General features: G+C 62.9%; 17 protein-coding genes and 6 tRNA genes. 15 read left to right on the top strand and 8 right to left on the bottom strand.

The window, feature by feature from the left end:
* Positions 1-2 precede the first annotated feature (2 nt).
* A complete protein-coding gene (locus GIW57_RS02285) occupies positions 3-635 on the bottom strand; it encodes a flavin reductase family protein (protein WP_100463339.1) in 633 nt (210 codons plus the stop codon).
* Positions 636-731: 96 nt separating this feature from the next.
* The gene (locus tag GIW57_RS02280) at positions 732-1,490 is read right to left on the bottom strand and encodes a Bax inhibitor-1/YccA family protein (protein ID WP_089239090.1); all 759 of its coding nucleotides are present in this window, start codon (positions 1,488-1,490) and stop codon (positions 732-734) included.
* A gap of 181 nt (positions 1,491-1,671) precedes the next feature.
* Here GIW57_RS02280 and GIW57_RS02275 point away from each other — a divergent pair.
* The 4 genes from GIW57_RS02275 (at position 1,672) to GIW57_RS02260 (ending at position 3,237) form a co-directional block, all read left to right on the top strand.
* A tRNA-Pro gene (locus GIW57_RS02275) sits at positions 1,672-1,748 on the top strand.
* Between the two features lie 38 nt (positions 1,749-1,786).
* A tRNA-Arg gene (locus GIW57_RS02270) sits at positions 1,787-1,863 on the top strand.
* A gap of 146 nt (positions 1,864-2,009) precedes the next feature.
* Positions 2,010-2,789, top strand: a complete 780-nt coding sequence (locus tag GIW57_RS02265; RefSeq protein ID WP_236509053.1) for a hypothetical protein — start codon at positions 2,010-2,012, stop codon at positions 2,787-2,789.
* A 7-nt stretch (positions 2,790-2,796) separates the two neighbouring features.
* Entirely contained in the window at positions 2,797-3,237 is a 441-nt protein-coding gene (locus GIW57_RS02260) for a hypothetical protein (protein ID WP_236509052.1), read from the top strand.
* A gap of 67 nt (positions 3,238-3,304) precedes the next feature.
* Here the strand turns inward: GIW57_RS02260 and GIW57_RS02255 are convergent, their stop codons facing one another.
* From GIW57_RS02255 to GIW57_RS02230, 6 genes are all read right to left on the bottom strand, one after another.
* Positions 3,305-4,378, bottom strand: a complete 1,074-nt coding sequence (locus tag GIW57_RS02255; protein WP_236509051.1) for an integrase — start codon at positions 4,376-4,378, stop codon at positions 3,305-3,307.
* Between the two features lie 124 nt (positions 4,379-4,502).
* On the bottom strand, positions 4,503-4,724 hold the full coding sequence (locus GIW57_RS02250) for a hypothetical protein (RefSeq protein WP_229979279.1): 222 nt from the start codon (positions 4,722-4,724) through the stop codon (positions 4,503-4,505).
* Complete coding sequence (locus GIW57_RS02245; protein WP_236509050.1) at positions 4,721-5,020, bottom strand: hypothetical protein; 300 nt, start codon at positions 5,018-5,020, stop codon at positions 4,721-4,723. Before GIW57_RS02245 ends, GIW57_RS02250 begins: the two co-directional genes overlap by 4 nt.
* Positions 5,017-5,211, bottom strand: a complete 195-nt coding sequence (locus GIW57_RS02240) for a hypothetical protein (RefSeq protein WP_236509049.1) — start codon at positions 5,209-5,211, stop codon at positions 5,017-5,019. The genes GIW57_RS02245 and GIW57_RS02240 overlap by 4 nt, the downstream gene beginning before the upstream one ends.
* 403 nt (positions 5,212-5,614) lie before the next feature.
* Positions 5,615-5,755 carry a hypothetical protein gene (locus GIW57_RS02235; RefSeq protein WP_236509048.1) on the bottom strand — a complete coding sequence of 47 codons (141 nt, stop codon included), beginning with the start codon at positions 5,753-5,755 and terminating at the stop codon, positions 5,615-5,617.
* Between the two features lie 271 nt (positions 5,756-6,026).
* Positions 6,027-6,716 carry a helix-turn-helix transcriptional regulator gene (locus tag GIW57_RS02230; protein WP_236509047.1) on the bottom strand — a complete coding sequence of 230 codons (690 nt, stop codon included), beginning with the start codon at positions 6,714-6,716 and terminating at the stop codon, positions 6,027-6,029.
* A 72-nt stretch (positions 6,717-6,788) separates the two neighbouring features.
* Between GIW57_RS02230 and GIW57_RS02225 the strand changes: the two genes are divergently transcribed.
* The 11 genes from GIW57_RS02225 (at position 6,789) to lon (ending at position 15,487) form a co-directional block, all read left to right on the top strand.
* Positions 6,789-7,175 (top strand): helix-turn-helix domain-containing protein, encoded by a 387-nt coding sequence (locus GIW57_RS02225; RefSeq protein ID WP_236509046.1) that lies wholly within the window; start codon positions 6,789-6,791, stop codon positions 7,173-7,175.
* Between the two features lie 3 nt (positions 7,176-7,178).
* Complete coding sequence (locus GIW57_RS02220) at positions 7,179-7,421, top strand: hypothetical protein (RefSeq protein ID WP_236509045.1); 243 nt, start codon at positions 7,179-7,181, stop codon at positions 7,419-7,421.
* A 397-nt stretch (positions 7,422-7,818) separates the two neighbouring features.
* Positions 7,819-7,895 (top strand) — tRNA-His (locus GIW57_RS02215).
* Between the two features lie 79 nt (positions 7,896-7,974).
* Positions 7,975-8,050, top strand: a tRNA-Lys gene (locus GIW57_RS02210).
* A 149-nt stretch (positions 8,051-8,199) separates the two neighbouring features.
* Positions 8,200-8,275 (top strand) — tRNA-Lys (locus GIW57_RS02205).
* 472 nt (positions 8,276-8,747) lie between these two features.
* The gene (locus GIW57_RS02200) at positions 8,748-9,077 is read left to right on the top strand and encodes a hypothetical protein (RefSeq protein ID WP_236509044.1); all 330 of its coding nucleotides are present in this window, start codon (positions 8,748-8,750) and stop codon (positions 9,075-9,077) included.
* 123 nt (positions 9,078-9,200) lie between these two features.
* A tRNA-Leu gene (locus tag GIW57_RS02195) sits at positions 9,201-9,285 on the top strand.
* A gap of 191 nt (positions 9,286-9,476) precedes the next feature.
* Entirely contained in the window at positions 9,477-10,772 is a 1,296-nt protein-coding gene (tig, locus tag GIW57_RS02190; protein ID WP_100463349.1) for a trigger factor, read from the top strand.
* Positions 10,773-10,848: 76 nt separating this feature from the next.
* Positions 10,849-11,475: an ATP-dependent Clp endopeptidase proteolytic subunit ClpP gene (gene clpP / locus GIW57_RS02185; RefSeq protein ID WP_025878142.1), complete on the top strand. Its 627-nt coding sequence runs from the start codon at positions 10,849-10,851 to the stop codon at positions 11,473-11,475.
* 126 nt (positions 11,476-11,601) lie between these two features.
* Positions 11,602-12,891 carry an ATP-dependent Clp protease ATP-binding subunit ClpX gene (gene clpX, locus GIW57_RS02180; RefSeq protein WP_099819177.1) on the top strand — a complete coding sequence of 430 codons (1,290 nt, stop codon included), beginning with the start codon at positions 11,602-11,604 and terminating at the stop codon, positions 12,889-12,891.
* A 142-nt stretch (positions 12,892-13,033) separates the two neighbouring features.
* Positions 13,034-15,487, top strand: a complete 2,454-nt coding sequence (gene lon, locus GIW57_RS02175) for an endopeptidase La (RefSeq protein ID WP_100463355.1) — start codon at positions 13,034-13,036, stop codon at positions 15,485-15,487.
* The last annotated feature ends 4 nt before the right edge of the window (positions 15,488-15,491 follow it).

Below are 15,491 nucleotides of genomic sequence, written 5' to 3'. Positions count from 1 at the left end.
GCTTAGGCGGGTCGCAGCATGCGGAAGCGTTGCTCGGCGCTGATCCGGAAATAGTCGGCCGGTCCGCCGCCGCGCAGGATGGTGTCGCTCGCTGCGGTGTCGTAGATGCCGTCGACGAGCAGCTGCGTATCGATATGCACGGCGACCACTTCTCCCAGCACCAGCCAGCCATTGGTGTCGTTACCGGCCGCGTCGCGCAGGCGCACGATCTGCGTGCAGCGGCACTCCATGCTCACCGGGCTCTGCGCCACGCGCGGCGGTGCAACCTGCTCCGAGGCCAGTGGTGTCAGCCCCGCCAATGCGAACTCGTCCACTTCGGGCGCGACTGCGCGGCAGCTTTCGTTCATTGCCTGGGCCAGATCGAAGGTGGCGAGGTTCCAGACAAACTCGCCGGTGGCTTCGATGTTGCGCAGCGAGTCCTTGCGCCCCTGGCTGCTGAAACCAATGATCGGCGGCGTGTAGTTGAAGGCGTTGAAGAAGCTGTAGGGCGCCAGGTTCACATTGCTGTCGGCATCACGACTGGAGATCCAGCCGATGGGGCGCGGGCCGATGATGGCGTTGAACGGATCGTGCGGCAGGCGATGGCCGTCGGCCGGGCGATAGCTGTGGAAGCGGGGAGGGGAGGTATCTGCCATGGGGCGTGGTTCCGCGGAAGTCGAGCGCGCTCGACGCTACAAAAAAGGCCGCGATCCCGACGGACCGCGGCCTTGTCGTTTATGGCATGGATTGGATCAGCGCTGCTGGATCTTCGACAGCAGGCGCAGGAATTCCACATACAGCCAGACCAGGGTCACCATCAGGCCGAATGCGCCATACCATTCCATGTACTTCGGTGCGCGCTGGGCTGCGCCGGTTTCGATGAAATCGAAATCCAGCACAAGGTTCAGCGCAGCAACCACCACCACGAACAGGCTGAAGGCGATGCCCCAGCCGCTTGAGGAATGGATCAGCGGCACTTGGATGTTGAAGAACGACAACACGAACGAAGCCAGGTACAGCAGGGCGATGCCGCCTGTGGCAGCGACCACGCCGAGCTTGAAGTTCTCGGTGGCCTTGATCACGCCGCTGCGGTAGGCGATCAGCAATGCGAACAGGGTGCCGAAGGTCAGCAGCACCGCCTGGAAAACGATGCCGGGGAAGCGCAGTTCGAACAGTGCGGAAATCGCACCCAGGAACAGGCCTTCGACCAGCGCATACATCGGCGCGGTGACTGGCGACCACTCCTTCTTGAAGATGGTGATCAGGGCCAGCACCAGGCCGCCGATCGCGCCGCCCATGGCGTACAGCTTGGCGCCGGCCATCACCTGGCCATAGTCGTCCACGCTCTGGTTCCAGGCGAAGGCGGCGGTCAGCACGGTCAACAGCAGCAGGAGGCCGGTCTTGTTGACGGTGCCGTTGATGGTCATGGCCTGGTCGGGGCTGGTCACCACCGAGCCACTGGCCAGATCGAGGAAGGTCGACTCGGAAAGAGCCGGGTTGCCGCTGCGCATGCGAGGTCTCCGTGCGAAAAGGGGGCGATTCGGCCATCCGGCCGCTGGCTGCGAGCATAGCCGATGACTGCGTAAGCTGTGGTCATGGCGGGGCAGGGCAGGGATTGCGCGTTGACAGTTCGCACGGCGCTTGGCCACAATGGTCAGCTCCCCGGGTCCAGGCCCGAGGGGATTGCAACACCGGGGTATAGCGCAGTCTGGTAGCGCGCCTGCTTTGGGAGCAGGATGTCGGGGGTTCGAATCCCTCTACCCCGACCAATCCACATCACGTCGGATTGGACGCCGTTCCGGTTCGGGCGCCCGTAGCTCAACTGGATAGAGCACCGGCCTTCTAAGCCGGCGGTTACAGGTTCGATTCCTGTCGGGCGCGCCATATAAATCAATGGCTTACGCTGGAGAGGGGGTTGGCTCCGGAAAATCCTCCGGAAAATCCGGGTAGCGTCGTTAATGTTTTGCAGGCTAGTTTGGTCTACGATCATTGATCTGGATGCACTGGATGGCATCCTTTCAGAGGAACAGATGAGCCCATCAGCCGCTCCTGAGACGATCTACGGCGAGATGCTTCTTGAAGTCGCCGGGCTGTACCTTGGTACGCGACAGATAAATGAGTTCGGCCTTCGTCAGTTGAAAGTCCGGGCTGATCGGTTGTGTGCGGTCGACGCTGTGGCCGGCACTGAGATCAAGGGGCACATTGCCTTGCTTTCGGGCGACTCTGATACCGGGCGCCAGTTGTTGGACCGCGCGCTTTCAATGGCGGGAGCTTCCGCAGAGGCGACACTTCGCTACATGCAAGGCTTGCAGCAGCGCGGTTTCTCCAGCGAAGTCGCGGACGTTTTTTTTCGAAATGCTCACGCGTTTGCCGGTAACGTCACGGCTACCAGAGAGGCGAGGCAGATGTTGGCCAGCCATGGATTTCTGGACGCCGCGAACGATTTGAGGACCGAACTGACCAAGATGAACGCGCCCGTGCCAGAGGTGTCCTACGCGCCTGGGGAGCACTTGCTTGCCTATTTCGATGGCGACGGTGTGGCGGATTCCGATACCGCTCCCGTTGTAGCGTTCGCTCGGAATTTTTTGTACCAACAGGGCGTGCTGCTGCATCGCGTTGGCATCTCTGTTGTTCCAGCATCTGATGGGATGCCCTCGGCACTCCTCTACGAGTTGCGAGTTGAGGCATCCATGGATCGAGCCGCTGAGTTGGAGTGGGATCTCTATGGCGAGCTTGAGGCTCAGCGTTTTCCGTTCGAATTGAACCGGCGTATTCTTTTCAGTGTCACGGCGCACTCAACGGAGAGCTGAGCCCACTATGTCGATCACGGAAGATGACCTGCTTGGCTACGCAAAGTCACTTGCAGAGCAAGGTGCGGATGAATGCCAGCTCAGGGCATCCATGAGCCGCTCCTACTACGCCGCATTCCACGCGCTACTGCCGCTTGTCGAGTTGCTCCCGCCGTCGGCGAAGGCACGCGGAAGGGAGGTGACGCACGTTGAAGTCACGGAGCGACTTGTCGAGTGGAAGGTTGATGATGTTTGCGCCGAGCTTTCATCGTTCCGGGATATCAAGGCTCGCGCGCAGCGTGCCATGGATACTGCTCGCAGCAAAAGGGTTATCGCCGACTATCGGCTCGGCAACGATGTGAATCACTCTGATGCGATGGGGCAGATTCACCGTGTGGAGCAGGTAATTCGTGCTGCGAAGACCCTCGTTGGTGTGGTGGAAGCCGATGGGAAAGTGGCAACTGGCTGATACTGCACCCACAAGCGTCTGGCGACGCCTGAACCCTTCGCTGTAACAATCTTTTTTCGTGAGCCGCCTAGCTGTTGCCGGATTCAGGCACGATTGGCAGTGAGTGGTCGTAGACGTGCATCATTGCGTCCGTCTTGTGCCCGCTGGCTTCCTTTTTGTTGCCCTTAGTGTCGGTAACGCCGCGGTGCTTGAGGCTATGTAGACCGAAGCGGTCTTCCTGACTCAGGATCCCGTCCTTCACCGCGTTGCGCATCATGCGCCCCCAGGCGGTCTGCCAACCATCCTCGGTCAACCGCTCCCCGTCCTCGCTGACGAACAGATAGCGGCTCTCGGCCCGGATCGGAATCACTCCCCCGTTCTTCTCCCAGATCGCCGCGCGCCGCGCCCGCAGCATCGCGATCGCTTCCTCGGTCTCGGCCCCCTTGCGCACCAGGTTGTCGCGGCTACCCTTCCGGCGGTCCGTGCGCAGCACTTCGCCATCCACGTGCGCGTCGGTCAGCGTCAGCACCTCGATGCCGCGCAGACGTGCCTGGTAAGCCAGTTCCATCGCGGCCCACAGGTAGGGCGGCACCGCGCCCTTGGCGCGAGGTCCGCGCGCGCTGCATTGCTTCGCGTAGGACTGGACCCGCCGGAACACGTCGACGGCGGGCATTCGGTGGTCCCCTTTCTCCTTGACCTGCTTGATGCCGGCGGCAGGGTTTGTGCTCACGTGATCGTGCTCGCGCGCCCAGCCGAACACACGGCGCAGGTAGCGTAGCCAGTGGTTCGCCTTCGTGGGGTAACCGGGTATGGCTGGATCGCCGGGCTTCTGGCCCGGCCGGCCTTGTGCGATTACGTCGATCAAGCGCCGTATGAACCCAGGCGTCAGCCTGTCCACGGTCGCATCGCCCAAGGTAGTTCCGTTCTTGAGCGGGTAGGCCTTGATGGCCCCGGCATAGTCCTTGTAGCCCGCCTGCGTTGAGGGCTTGAGCTGCGCAAACGCCAAGCTTTCCGCGTGCCGGTCGATCACGAACGCGACAGTGCCGCGCAGTGCATCACCCTGGCGTGCTTCCATGATCGCGTGCAGGTCGGACATGCGCGCGGTCGGGCCGGCCACGGTCTTCTTTCGATAGCCGTAGCCTTCCTCGTGGGGGTTGCGCACTTACCACCGACCGCGGCCGGTGGGATCCCAGTAGATCCCGACCGGCAGCATGGTGTGATCGATGTGCGACGGCAGGTTGGGTGCGGCTTTGCGCGGTCTAGCCATGGTGCTGCTGTGCGTCCTTTCAGATCAGCGAAGCGGGGTAGCTCTCGTTCTCGAAAGCGGAAGTGGTGAGGCCCAGGGCCTCGTTGAGAGCGGCCGTGGTGGTCCAGATTCCTCCCTGGCCGTCGTACTGCACGCGGATCTTGCGCTGCTTGGCCCAGCGTTCCACGGTGGCGAGCCGTGGGCGCTTCCCGGGCCGGCACAGCTCCTGCAAGTCGCGGAACTGAAGAACTTCACCGATCACGGCAAGCCTCCTTGAACTCGCTTCGCCGCTGGCTGCTCGGCCAGCCCCAGCTTGAACTGCAAGACGTTGCCTGGCGCGGTCGGCACGGCGCGCGGGCTTCGCGCTGGCCGGTTGATCCGGCGCCACTCGGCCAGCGCTGCATCGGCGTCGGCCTTCTTGCTGGTCGACCTGCAGCAGCATTCGACAAGGTGGCCACCACCGGCGCTCGCGCGCCGCTCGTCGTGGATGTGGCGCGCGCGGTGGCCGGCGGCGCAGTTTGGCAGGCCTTCGGGATGGCTGATCTGCTTCTGGGTCATGGCTTTTCGCACTCCGCAATGTGGGTTTCCAGCTTTTCAAGCAGGAAGGCGGCTTGCTTGGACCGGTGTTCCCGGTCGAAACGGTTCAGGGCAAACGGGCCGGCGTCGCGCAGCCACTGCAGCGCCTGGACCAGCCAGCGCGCATCGAAGGGGAGCCGGGCACGCGGATCTACCTCGTGCATAAGCGGCACGCAGTCCGGACCGGCCCAGTCTTCGGGGTCGCCACACCAGGATCAGGTGCGGTTCTTGAGCGCGTGTTCCCTCTCCGGCTGCCGCACGCGCGGCTTGTCGAACAGTGCGCGGATCACCAGGCCGCGCTGTGGGCCGTAGTAGACCGGTTCCGCGTTGGCCTCTGCCCAGGAGCCCGGCGTGAACTCGTCCGCATGACGGTACTCCCACCGGCCCGTGAGCTGAGTAAAGCTCGACCATCAGGATGTCCGCCCAGGCGCGCACTTGCTCGGCGACGACGGGGCCGCCTGCCGTGTCAGTCTTTCCGTGCGGCTCGATCAACTGCGCTTTCGTGTGGCTGGCCACCAGCGCCGGCAGGTTCTTCAGCCAGAGCGTTGCACCCTTGGTGAAGGGAGTGCCGAAGTCTTAGGGCTGCACGGTCTGCGTCGGCCGGCCCAGCGCGCTCATTGCAAAGCCATGCGGCTTCGAGTTCCCGACGGCGATGAACTCCACAGGCACGGCCATCAGGCCGGCGAACAACAGCGCTCCTTCAAGGAAGTCGCGCATTCGGTTCGGAAACTTCGGATGTTCAAGGAGAGCTTCTCGTGGATCGTGTTCGCCAGATGTATGCGTCGTTGGCGATCAATGCAATGCTGAGGATGTGAAGCTCTACGTTAGGGATGAGGACTCACTGCCTACTTGGATGTCGAAGGCGCCAAGCCGGAAGAAGGCGCCCAAAAAAGACAGCGATGCTGCTCGGGACACCAAGTCTAAAAAGAAGACACAAAAGAAGCTCGGCTAGAGCAGGGCTATTTTGTTGCGCTGCTTCAAGCACAGCCTAGAACTTCCGAAGGCCTGCGTGGATCAGCGCCTTGCCTAGGATGCTTACCTCGCCGGGATCAGGTCGATAGGCTGGGAAGTCAGTGTTGACGCTGACCACGTACAGCCCATCGCCGCGCCTCTGCAGCATCTTGATCTGCGTCTGGCCACCGATGTTGATGAGGTAGTAGTCGTCGCCGTCGAAGTAGTCACAGCTCGTGTCGATCCACACAATGTCGCCGTCCTCCAGCTTCGGACGCATGGAGGGCCCCCGGCCAGTGATGAGCTGGATGCGGCCAGGCTGGGGCAGGTAGCCGAGCTTCCTGCGCACCTCCCATTCGGCGACCTCGATGCTCTTCACTACCTCCGGGTAGTCCTGGTTGACCATCCCTGCTCCCATCCCCGCACTCCCTTCAAACACGTCGAAGCGAGCATAGCCGGGTGGCGTCTCAATCTCTCGGACTGGCGAGATCCATTCCGCAGGGTCTGCGCCCAACAGCATCTGTCCTTTGCCTGTGGCTAACCAGGTCTCGCTTACGCCCAAACCTTTGGCCGCTGCCAACAGGTTCTCCCCTCGCAGGAACTTGGCTTTGCCGCTGAACCAACCGTTGACACTGGGGGCGGAAATTCCGACCCGGCGAGCAAGTTCCGCTTTGGTGATCTTGGCGTGCTTGATGGCGAGAGTGAGTCGTTCGGCGAGAGTAGTCATTAGGAAAGGCTAATTGCAGTTGGATTAGGACTGGCTGTTGACTGAATAATTAGCTAGTCCTAATCTTTTCGCATGGAAAACCTTACTGCTTCCGAGATCATCGATCGCTTGGGTGGCACCGCCGAGGTGGCCCGTATTTGCCAAATCAAGTCGCCTTCCGTGAGCGAGTGGCGCTCCAAGGGAATCCCTCCGGCCCGTAGGCAATTTCTCGAGCTGCTCAAGCCGGAAGCCTTTGCCGCGCCGCCGGCTGCAGTGGTTCGAACCTTCTCGGACAAGCGCCTGAGCAAGCGCGCGTTGCGCGCCAAGTTGGGCCTGAACAACGACGCGCAGTTGGCCAAGATGCTGCAACTGCGCGTAGAGCTGGTCGAGGCGTGGGCGGAAGAGGATCAGGTGCCCAGCATTCCGCAGGTGCTTCGCTTGCTCGGCATCGAAGAGCCGCCGCCGTCCTGGCGCCCGTGATCCATGACCCTGACGCGAACCGCACCGCCCCGGTCGACGGTGCCTGCAAGGCCATCCCTGGCCGCCTTCCCTGAGTTGCTGATCTCCATGGCGCCAATCCTGCGCCGCCCGAGCCGCCGCCGCGGCAAGTCGATGCACCCGGAGACCCGGCGCGCGAAGCTGCGCGGGCTCGAAGGTGAATCGGTAACGATGGACATCGCAGAACTGCCTACCGAGTGGATGCAGGAGAAGGCGGCGCGCCAATAGGCTGGCCAAGGCAAGCATGCAGCCGCCGCCGTTCGGTTGGATGGGTAGGGGCCCGATGGTCGCCGTCGCAGGCGCAGAGCCTCCAGAAACCTCGCCACCGAGCCCTTGCTGTGCAAGTGCCTGCTCAGAAATGAAGACAAAGCAAGTCTTTGATTCGCATCCAGAGTCAGGCAGACTTCCGAGCCGGCGGTTACAGGTTCGATTCCTGTCCGGCGCGCCATTGGTTGGTGCGACACCGGAACGTAGCTGGCGGATGTGAAGAAGTGCTTGCAAAAGCCTGTCGACTCCACCAGAATGTCGGACTCGCTTCGGCGGACCGGAACTTCGGTGACAGTCCTCGGGCAACGTATCAAGCGTCAACGTCGGCAGCATCGACGGTGAAGCGAAAGTTTCAGTGGTGGCTGTAGCTCAGTTGGTTAGAGTACCGGATTGTGATTCCGGTGGTCGGGGGTTCGAATCCCCTCAGCCACCCCACTGATTCAACCGCATCGGCAACGCCGAAACGGTATTGCAATAAACAGAGTGCACGCTACAATGTGCGTCTGAGTTTCAAGGGCTGTTAGCTCAGTTGGTAGAGCAGTTGACTCTTAATCAATAGGTCCAAGGTTCGAATCCTTGACAGCCCACCAAGACAGAAGCCATCGGGTCCGCCCGGTGGCTTTTCTCTTCAGATGTAACCCTTCGCGATGGATCGCCGGTTGCAGTGCTTGTTTCAACGACGTTGAAGAAAGTACTTGCAACGCCCTCGCGGATCGGGTCATAATTCGCCCCCGATTTCGGGCTGTTAGCTCAGTTGGTAGAGCAGTTGACTCTTAATCAATAGGTCCAAGGTTCGAATCCTTGACAGCCCACCAGACGAAAGCCACTTGGTCCGCCAAGTGGCTTTTTTCTTTATGTCTCCGCTGGCGTGGAGCCGGCTGGAGGATAGCCCCCTTGAGTCAAGGGGGCGCGGCGAAGCCGGGGGGATGTGGGTGTTGATGAGAGGGGCCCGCGCGATGCGCAGCAGCGCGTGGGGCGGCAGCGCGAATGCGCAGCCGCGTCCCCAAGGTTCGAATCCTTGACAGCCCACCAGACGAAAGCCACTTGGTCCGCCAAGTGGCTTTTTTCTTGCCTTCGACAGCATTGGTAGGTCCGCGCCCTGCGTGGATGAGGGCTGTACGAAGCGCGCAATCCACGCATGGCGTGGATCTACTGAAGCACGGCTGAAAACAGCGTCAAATGCGTCATCGACATGTTCAATGCTGTGAGCTGCTTCTCACCGGTTGCCATCGGCATCGCTCCCAATAGATGTTCCGCGCCGAAGGCGCATGCATGAGGAGTGCTTCGATGGCAGTCAGCAAGAGCGTGGGCGTGATCGTGTCCGGGGTGGTGGTGATCGCCCTGTCGGGCTGCAGGGCGGACGACGCCGCCACTGCCGGTGCCGCGCCGGATCACGCGCAGACGGTGGCGCGTGCTGCGGATGTCGAGCATGTTCCCGCGCAGCCGGTCGACCCGGCGATGACGGTGCGTCCGGCCGAGGGGTCGGGGGAGCGGGTGCCGGCGGAGACGGTTGAAATGAAGCGCTCTGAAGACGGCGCGACGCTTGAGGTCCGCAAGCGCGATGCGGCGGTGGGTAGTGATGGTGCAGCCTCCGGGCAGGTGCAGCCCGCGCATTGATCCGGTGGCCCGGGCCTGCATCCGCCGCCCGGGCCGCGTTCTTCATCAAATAGCCTATTCAGTTTTGTGGAAGCCTTCCGCTTTCCGCCCCCGCCTGCAACAATGAACACCTGAGCCGGCCACGCGAAAGTGGCGGAATTGGTAGACGCCCTGGATTTAGGTTCCAGTGCCGCAAGGCGTGGGGGTTCGAGTCCCCCCTTTCGCACCAGGCCGGCCCGTCCCCCGCCCAGTCGGGCATCCCGCGTCAACCCCTGCGCCCGGCCGTGCTGGCGGCGCCGCCCGAATTGGGCGAAACTAAAGGGCTGCGGCAAGCAGGCGCGTCATCGACGTCGTGTCCTTACAACCGTTTCATCCATCATCGAGCCGGGGGCCAGGGCGCCACCGGTGGCAGGAGTCAACATGCAAGCTTCGATCGAAACCATCGGCAACCTGGAACGCCGCCTGAGCTTCTCGCTGCCGGAAGACCGTCTGCAGAGCCACATCAACGGCCGCCTGGGCGAAATCGCCCGCACCACCCGCATCAAGGGTTTCCGTCCGGGCAAAGTGCCGGCCAAGGTGATCGAGCAGCGCTTCGGCGCGCAGGTCCGTGGCGAGGCGCTGGACGGCCTCCTGCGCGAAACCTTCGACGCCGCCGTGCGCGAGCACGACCTGCGCATCGTCGGCAGCCCGCGCATCGACAAGGGTGACGAGGGCGAGTTCTCCTTCGTGGCCACCGTTGAAGTGGTGCCGGACTTCGGTGACATCGACGTCAGCAAGCTGACCGTCGTGCGCCACACCGCCGAGATCACCGACGCCGACATCGACCAGATGATCGAGAACCTGCAGACCCAGCGTCGCAGCTGGTCGCCGGTCACCCGTGCCGCGCAGGACGGCGACCTGGTCGCACTGGAAACCTGGTCGCAGGCCGGTGACGAGCGCCTGCCGGCGGAAGGCACCGAGAAGGGCAGCATCGTGCTCGGTCAGGGCATGATGTTCGAGACCATCGAGCAGGGCCTGGTCGGCATGGCCAAGGACGAAGAGAAGACCCTGGACGTCGAGTTCCCGGCTGACTGGCGCGTGCCGGCGCTGGCGGGCAAGACCGTGCAGGTCACCGTCAAGGTCACTGACGTGTCCGAGCCGGTCGTGCCGGCGGTCGATGAAGCCTTCATCAAGAGCTTCGGCGTGAAGGGCGGCGACGTCGAGCAGTTCCGCAGCGACATCCGTGCCAACCTCGAGCGCGAGCTGAAGGGCGCGCTGATGAACCGCCTGCGTCGTGAAGTCGGCGAGCAGCTGATCGCGGCCTACGCATCGGTGGAAATGCCGCCGCGCCTGGTCGAGAACGAAGCCCGCGCCATGCTGGCCCAGCAGGTCGAGCAGATCCGCCGCAGCGGCCGCAACCCGGGCGAGATCCCGGCCGACGCCCACGAAGGCTTCAAGGACGCTGCTGCCAAGCGCGTGCTGGTCGGCCTGGTGGTCGGCGAAGTGGCCCGCAGCAACGACCTGCGCCTGGAGCCGAAGCGTCTGAATGAAACGATGCGTCTGATCGCTTCGACCTACGAAGAGCCGGAGCAGGTCATTGAGATGTACCGCAACGACCCCCAGCTGATGTCTGGCCTGCAGAACCGCGTGATGGAAGAGCAGGTGATCGACTGGATCGCCGAGCGCGCCCAGCACACTGAAGAAAAGCTGTCGTTCCAGGACGCGATCCGCCAGTAATCCCTGGCGGATTGCCGGATACCCCGCGCCAGCCCTGGCGCGGGGGTGTTTCCCCCCAAGATAGGTACCTCACGAAATGGACAACCGAACCAAAGCCCTGAACATGGTTCCCATGGTGGTCGAGCAGACCAGCCGCGGCGAGCGTGCCTACGACATCTATTCGCGCCTGTTGAAGGAGCGCCTGATCTTCCTGGTTGGCCCGATCGACGATCACATGGCCAACGTGGTGGTGGCGCAGCTGCTGTTCCTGGAAGCGGAAAACCCGGAAAAGGACATCAGCATCTACATCAACTCGCCGGGTGGCGTGGTCACCGCCGGCATGGCGATCTACGACACCATGCAGTACATCAAGCCGGACGTGAGCACCATCTGCGTCGGCCAGGCCGCCTCGATGGGCGCGCTGCTGCTGGCTTCCGGTGCAGCCGGCAAGCGCTATGCGCTGCCGAACTCGCGGGTGATGATCCACCAGCCGCTGGGCGGCTTCCAGGGCCAGGCCACCGACATCGACATCCACGCACGCGAGATCCTGACCCTGCGTGCGCGCCTGAACGAAGTGCTGGCCAAGCACACCGGCCAGTCGCTGGAGACCATCGCGCGTGATACCGAGCGCGACAACTTCAAGAGCGCGGTCGATGCGGTCGCCTACGGCCTGGTCGACCAGGTCCTGGAGCGTCGTCCGGAAGAGTCGATCCAGGCCGGCTGACCGGCACTCACGGGGCCATGGCAGGCCCCGTTCCTGCAGGGTCGGGTGGACTGATGTCCTTCCGGCCCTGTGTTATTCTCGAATCGAACCCCCGTTCAGCGGGTGGCGTAACTGGGTAAGCGAAGCATGAGCGAAGACCGCCAAGGTCGTTCCACGGACACCGGCAAGATCCTCTACTGCTCTTTCTGCGGCAAGAGCCAGCATGAAGTGCGCAAGCTGATTGCCGGTCCGAGCGTGTTCATCTGCGATGAGTGCGTGGAGCTGTGCAACGACATCATCCGTGAGGAGCTTGAGGAAAAGGCGCAGTCGGCACGCAGTTCGCTGCCCAAGCCGCGCGAGATCCTCGAGGTGCTCGACCAGTACGTGATCGGCCAGAACCGCGCGAAGCGGACGTTGGCCGTGGCCGTGTACAACCACTACAAGCGCATCGAGAGCCGCCAGAAGAACGACGAAGTCGAGCTGGCGAAGTCGAACATCCTGCTGGTCGGTCCGACCGGTTCGGGCAAGACCCTGCTGGCCGAGACCCTGGCCCGCCTGCTCAACGTGCCGTTCACCATGGCCGATGCCACCACGCTGACCGAAGCCGGTTACGTGGGCGAGGACGTGGAGAACATCATCCAGAAGCTGCTGCAGAAGTGCGACTACGACGTCGAGAAGGCACAGCAGGGCATCGTCTACATCGATGAAATCGACAAGATCTCGCGCAAGAGCGAGAACCCGTCGATCACCCGCGATGTGTCCGGCGAAGGCGTGCAGCAGGCCCTGTTGAAGCTGATCGAAGGCACCGTGGCCAGCGTTCCGCCGCAGGGTGGGCGCAAGCATCCGCAGCAGGAATTCCTGCAGGTGGACACCAAGAACATCCTGTTCATCTGCGGCGGCGCGTTCGCTGGGCTGGACAAGGTGATCCAGCAGCGTTCCAACGACGCCGGCGGCATTGGTTTCGGCGCCAAGGTGAAGAGCAGCGAGCGCAAGCAGGAAGTGGGCAAGGTGCTGGCCGAAGTTGAGCCGGAAGACCTGATCAAGTTCGGCCTGATTCCCGAGTTCGTGGGCCGCCTGCCGGTGGTCGCGACCCTGGAGGAGCTGGACGAGCCGGCCCTGATCCGCATCCTGACCGAGCCGAAGAACGCCATCACCAAGCAGTTCAAGAAGCTGTTCGAGATGGAGAACGTCGAGCTGGAGTTCCGTCCGGACGCGTTGTCGGCCATCGCCAAGAAGGCGCTCAAGCGCAAGACCGGCGCCCGTGGCCTGCGTACCATCGTCGAATCGGTCCTGCTGGACACCATGTACGACCTGCCGTCGCAGGAAAACGTCAGCAAGGTTGTCGTGGATGAATCGGTGATCGAGCACAAGTCCGAGCCGTACCTGATCTACCAGACCCCACCGGCCCCTGAACAGAAGGCCGCTGGCGCCGAGTGATTCTTTCAACTTGTTGAATAGAAAGAATTTTCTCGGAACGTCTTGCATCTGAAAGCCGATGGCCCCATAACGGGGCCATCGGCTTTTTTTGTCTCCGGAAGATGCCCTCCCGGAGACGGTTTTCCCCTTCCCTGGAGCCCCCATGGCCCGTTCCCCAAGTGAGACCCTCGACCTGCCGGTCCTGCCGCTGCGCGACGTAGTGGTATTCCCGCACATGGTCATCCCGCTGTTCGTCGGCCGCGACAAGTCCATGCATGCGCTGGAACAGGCAATGGAAGCGGACAAGCGCATCCTGCTGCTGGCGCAGAAGTCGGCCGAGACCGATGACCCGCAGGCCGCCGACCTCTACCAGGTCGGCACCCTGGCGCAGGTGCTGCAGCTGCTGAAGCTGCCCGACGGCACCATCAAGGTGCTGGTCGAAGGCCTGTCGCGCGTGCAGGTGACCAGCGTCAGCGAGCGTGATGGCTCGCTGCACGGCCAGGCCGTCGAAATCGAGGCCACCGACGCACGCGAGCCGCGCGAGATCGAGGCCATCGCCCGCTCGCTGATGTCGCTGTTCGAGCAGTACGTCAAGACCAACCGCAAGCTGCCGCCGGAGCTGCTGCAGACCCTGGCCGGCATCGATGAGCCGACCCGCCTTGCCGACACCATCGCCGCGCATATCAGCGTGCGGTTGTCGGACAAGCAGCGCCTGCTGGAAACGCTGGCCGTGGGCGAACGCCTGGAGATGCTGGTCGGTCTGGTTGACGGCGAGATCGACGTGCAGCAGATGGAAAAGCGCATCCGCGGCCGCGTGAAGTCGCAGATGGAAAAGAGCCAGCGCGAGTACTACCTCAACGAACAGATGAAGGCCATCCAGAAGGAACTGGGCGACCTCGACGACGCGCCGGGCGAACTGGAAGAGCTGGCCCGCAAGATCGCCGAAGCGGGCATGCCCAAGCCGGTGGAAGCCAAGGCGCGCAACGAACTCAACAAGCTCAAGCAGATGTCGCCGATGTCCGCCGAAGCAGCGGTCGTGCGCAACTACCTGGAGTGGCTGCTGGGCGTGCCGTGGAAGAAGCGCAGCAAGGTGCGCAAGGACCTGAAGGCCGCGCAGGACACCCTCGATGCCGATCACTACGGCCTGGAGAAGGTCAAGGAGCGCATCCTTGAATACCTGGCGGTGCAGTCGCGGGTGAAGCAGATGAAGGGCCCGATCCTGTGTCTGGTCGGCCCGCCGGGCGTGGGCAAGACTTCGCTGGGCCAGTCCATCGCCAAGGCCACCAACCGCAAGTTCGTGCGCATGTCGCTGGGCGGCGTGCGCGACGAAGCCGAGATCCGTGGCCACCGTCGTACCTATGTCGGTTCGATGCCGGGCCGCATCGTGCAGAACCTCAACAAGGTCGGCAGCAAGAACCCGCTGTTCGTGCTGGACGAGATCGACAAGATGTCGATGGACTTCCGCGGCGATCCGTCCTCGGCGCTGCTGGAAGTGCTCGACCCCGAGCAGAACAACGCATTCAACGACCACTACCTGGAAGTGGACCTGGACCTGTCCGAAGTGATGTTCGTGGCCACCTCGAACTCGCTCAACATTCCGGGTCCGCTGCTGGACCGCATGGAAGTCATCCGCATCCCCGGTTACACCGAGGATGAGAAGCTCAACATCGCCACCCGTTACCTGGCTCCCAAGCAGATCAAGGCCAACGGCTTGAAGCCGGAAGAGCTGGAGATCGGCAGCGATGCGATCCAGGACATCGTGCGCTACTACACGCGCGAATCCGGCGTGCGCAACCTGGAACGCGAGATCGCCAAGATCTGCCGCAAGGTGGTGAAGGAGATCGCGCTGGGTGGACCGCAGCCGGTGGCGAAGGCGAAGAAGGGCGCGCGCAAGTCCAAGGCGCTGGTGAGCGTGTCGAGCAAGAACCTGGACAAGTACCTGGGCGTGCGTCGCTTCGACTTCGGCCGTGCCGAAGAAGAGAACGAGATCGGCCTGGTCACCGGTCTGGCCTGGACCGAAGTCGGTGGCGATCTGCTGCAGATCGAATCGACGCTGGTACCGGGCAAGGGCCAGCTGATCCTGACCGGCCAGCTCGGCAACGTGATGAAGGAATCGGCATCGGCGGCGTTGTCGGTGGTGCGTTCGCGCGCCGAGCGCTTCGGCATCGATGCGGACTTCCTGCAGAAGCACGACGTGCACCTGCATGTGCCCGATGGTGCGACGCCGAAGGATGGCCCCAGTGCCGGTGCGGCAATGGTCACCTCGCTGGTGTCGATGCTGACCAAGGTGGCCGTGCGCGCCGATGTGGCGATGACCGGCGAAATCACCCTGCGCGGTCGCGTCACTGCGATCGGCGGCCTGAAGGAGAAGTTGCTGGCTGCCCTGCGCGGCGGAATCCGCACGGTGATCATCCCTGATGAGAACCGCAAGGATCTTGCCGACATTCCGGCCAACGTCACCCGCGATCTGGAGATCGTGCCGGTGAAGTACATCGAGGAGGTGCTCGATCTGGCGCTGGAACGTCCGCTGGCACCGAAGAAGGCGCGCAAGAGTGCGCAGCGCGTCACGGTGCGCAGCAAGGCCAAACCGAGTGGAAACGCGCGCGTCAAGCATTGATGCG

Source organism: Stenotrophomonas sp. PA-6-5C, assembly GCF_021605635.1.
GTDB classification, from domain to species: Bacteria; Pseudomonadota; Gammaproteobacteria; order Xanthomonadales; family Xanthomonadaceae; genus Stenotrophomonas; species Stenotrophomonas lactitubi.
Note: the sequence above shows the minus strand (reverse complement) of the source record. Positions and strands in the feature narration are given on the sequence as shown.

Coding starts and splice junctions, on each gene's coding strand:
- GIW57_RS02285 (WP_100463339.1), bottom strand. CDS start 635: ATGGCAGATACCTCCCCTCCCCGCTTCCACAGCTATCGCCCGGCCGAC.
- GIW57_RS02280 (WP_089239090.1), bottom strand. CDS start 1,490: ATGCGCAGCGGCAACCCGGCTCTTTCCGAGTCGACCTTCCTCGATCTG.
- GIW57_RS02265 (WP_236509053.1), top strand. CDS start 2,010: ATGAGCCCATCAGCCGCTCCTGAGACGATCTACGGCGAGATGCTTCTT.
- GIW57_RS02260 (WP_236509052.1), top strand. CDS start 2,797: ATGTCGATCACGGAAGATGACCTGCTTGGCTACGCAAAGTCACTTGCA.
- GIW57_RS02245 (WP_236509050.1), bottom strand. CDS start 5,020: ATGACCCAGAAGCAGATCAGCCATCCCGAAGGCCTGCCAAACTGCGCC.
- GIW57_RS02235 (WP_236509048.1), bottom strand. CDS start 5,755: ATGCGCGACTTCCTTGAAGGAGCGCTGTTGTTCGCCGGCCTGATGGCC.
- GIW57_RS02230 (WP_236509047.1), bottom strand. CDS start 6,716: ATGACTACTCTCGCCGAACGACTCACTCTCGCCATCAAGCACGCCAAG.
- GIW57_RS02225 (WP_236509046.1), top strand. CDS start 6,789: ATGGAAAACCTTACTGCTTCCGAGATCATCGATCGCTTGGGTGGCACC.
- GIW57_RS02220 (WP_236509045.1), top strand. CDS start 7,179: ATGACCCTGACGCGAACCGCACCGCCCCGGTCGACGGTGCCTGCAAGG.
- GIW57_RS02200 (WP_236509044.1), top strand. CDS start 8,748: ATGGCAGTCAGCAAGAGCGTGGGCGTGATCGTGTCCGGGGTGGTGGTG.
- tig (WP_100463349.1), top strand. CDS start 9,477: ATGCAAGCTTCGATCGAAACCATCGGCAACCTGGAACGCCGCCTGAGC.
- clpP (WP_025878142.1), top strand. CDS start 10,849: ATGGACAACCGAACCAAAGCCCTGAACATGGTTCCCATGGTGGTCGAG.
- clpX (WP_099819177.1), top strand. CDS start 11,602: ATGAGCGAAGACCGCCAAGGTCGTTCCACGGACACCGGCAAGATCCTC.
- lon (WP_100463355.1), top strand. CDS start 13,034: ATGGCCCGTTCCCCAAGTGAGACCCTCGACCTGCCGGTCCTGCCGCTG.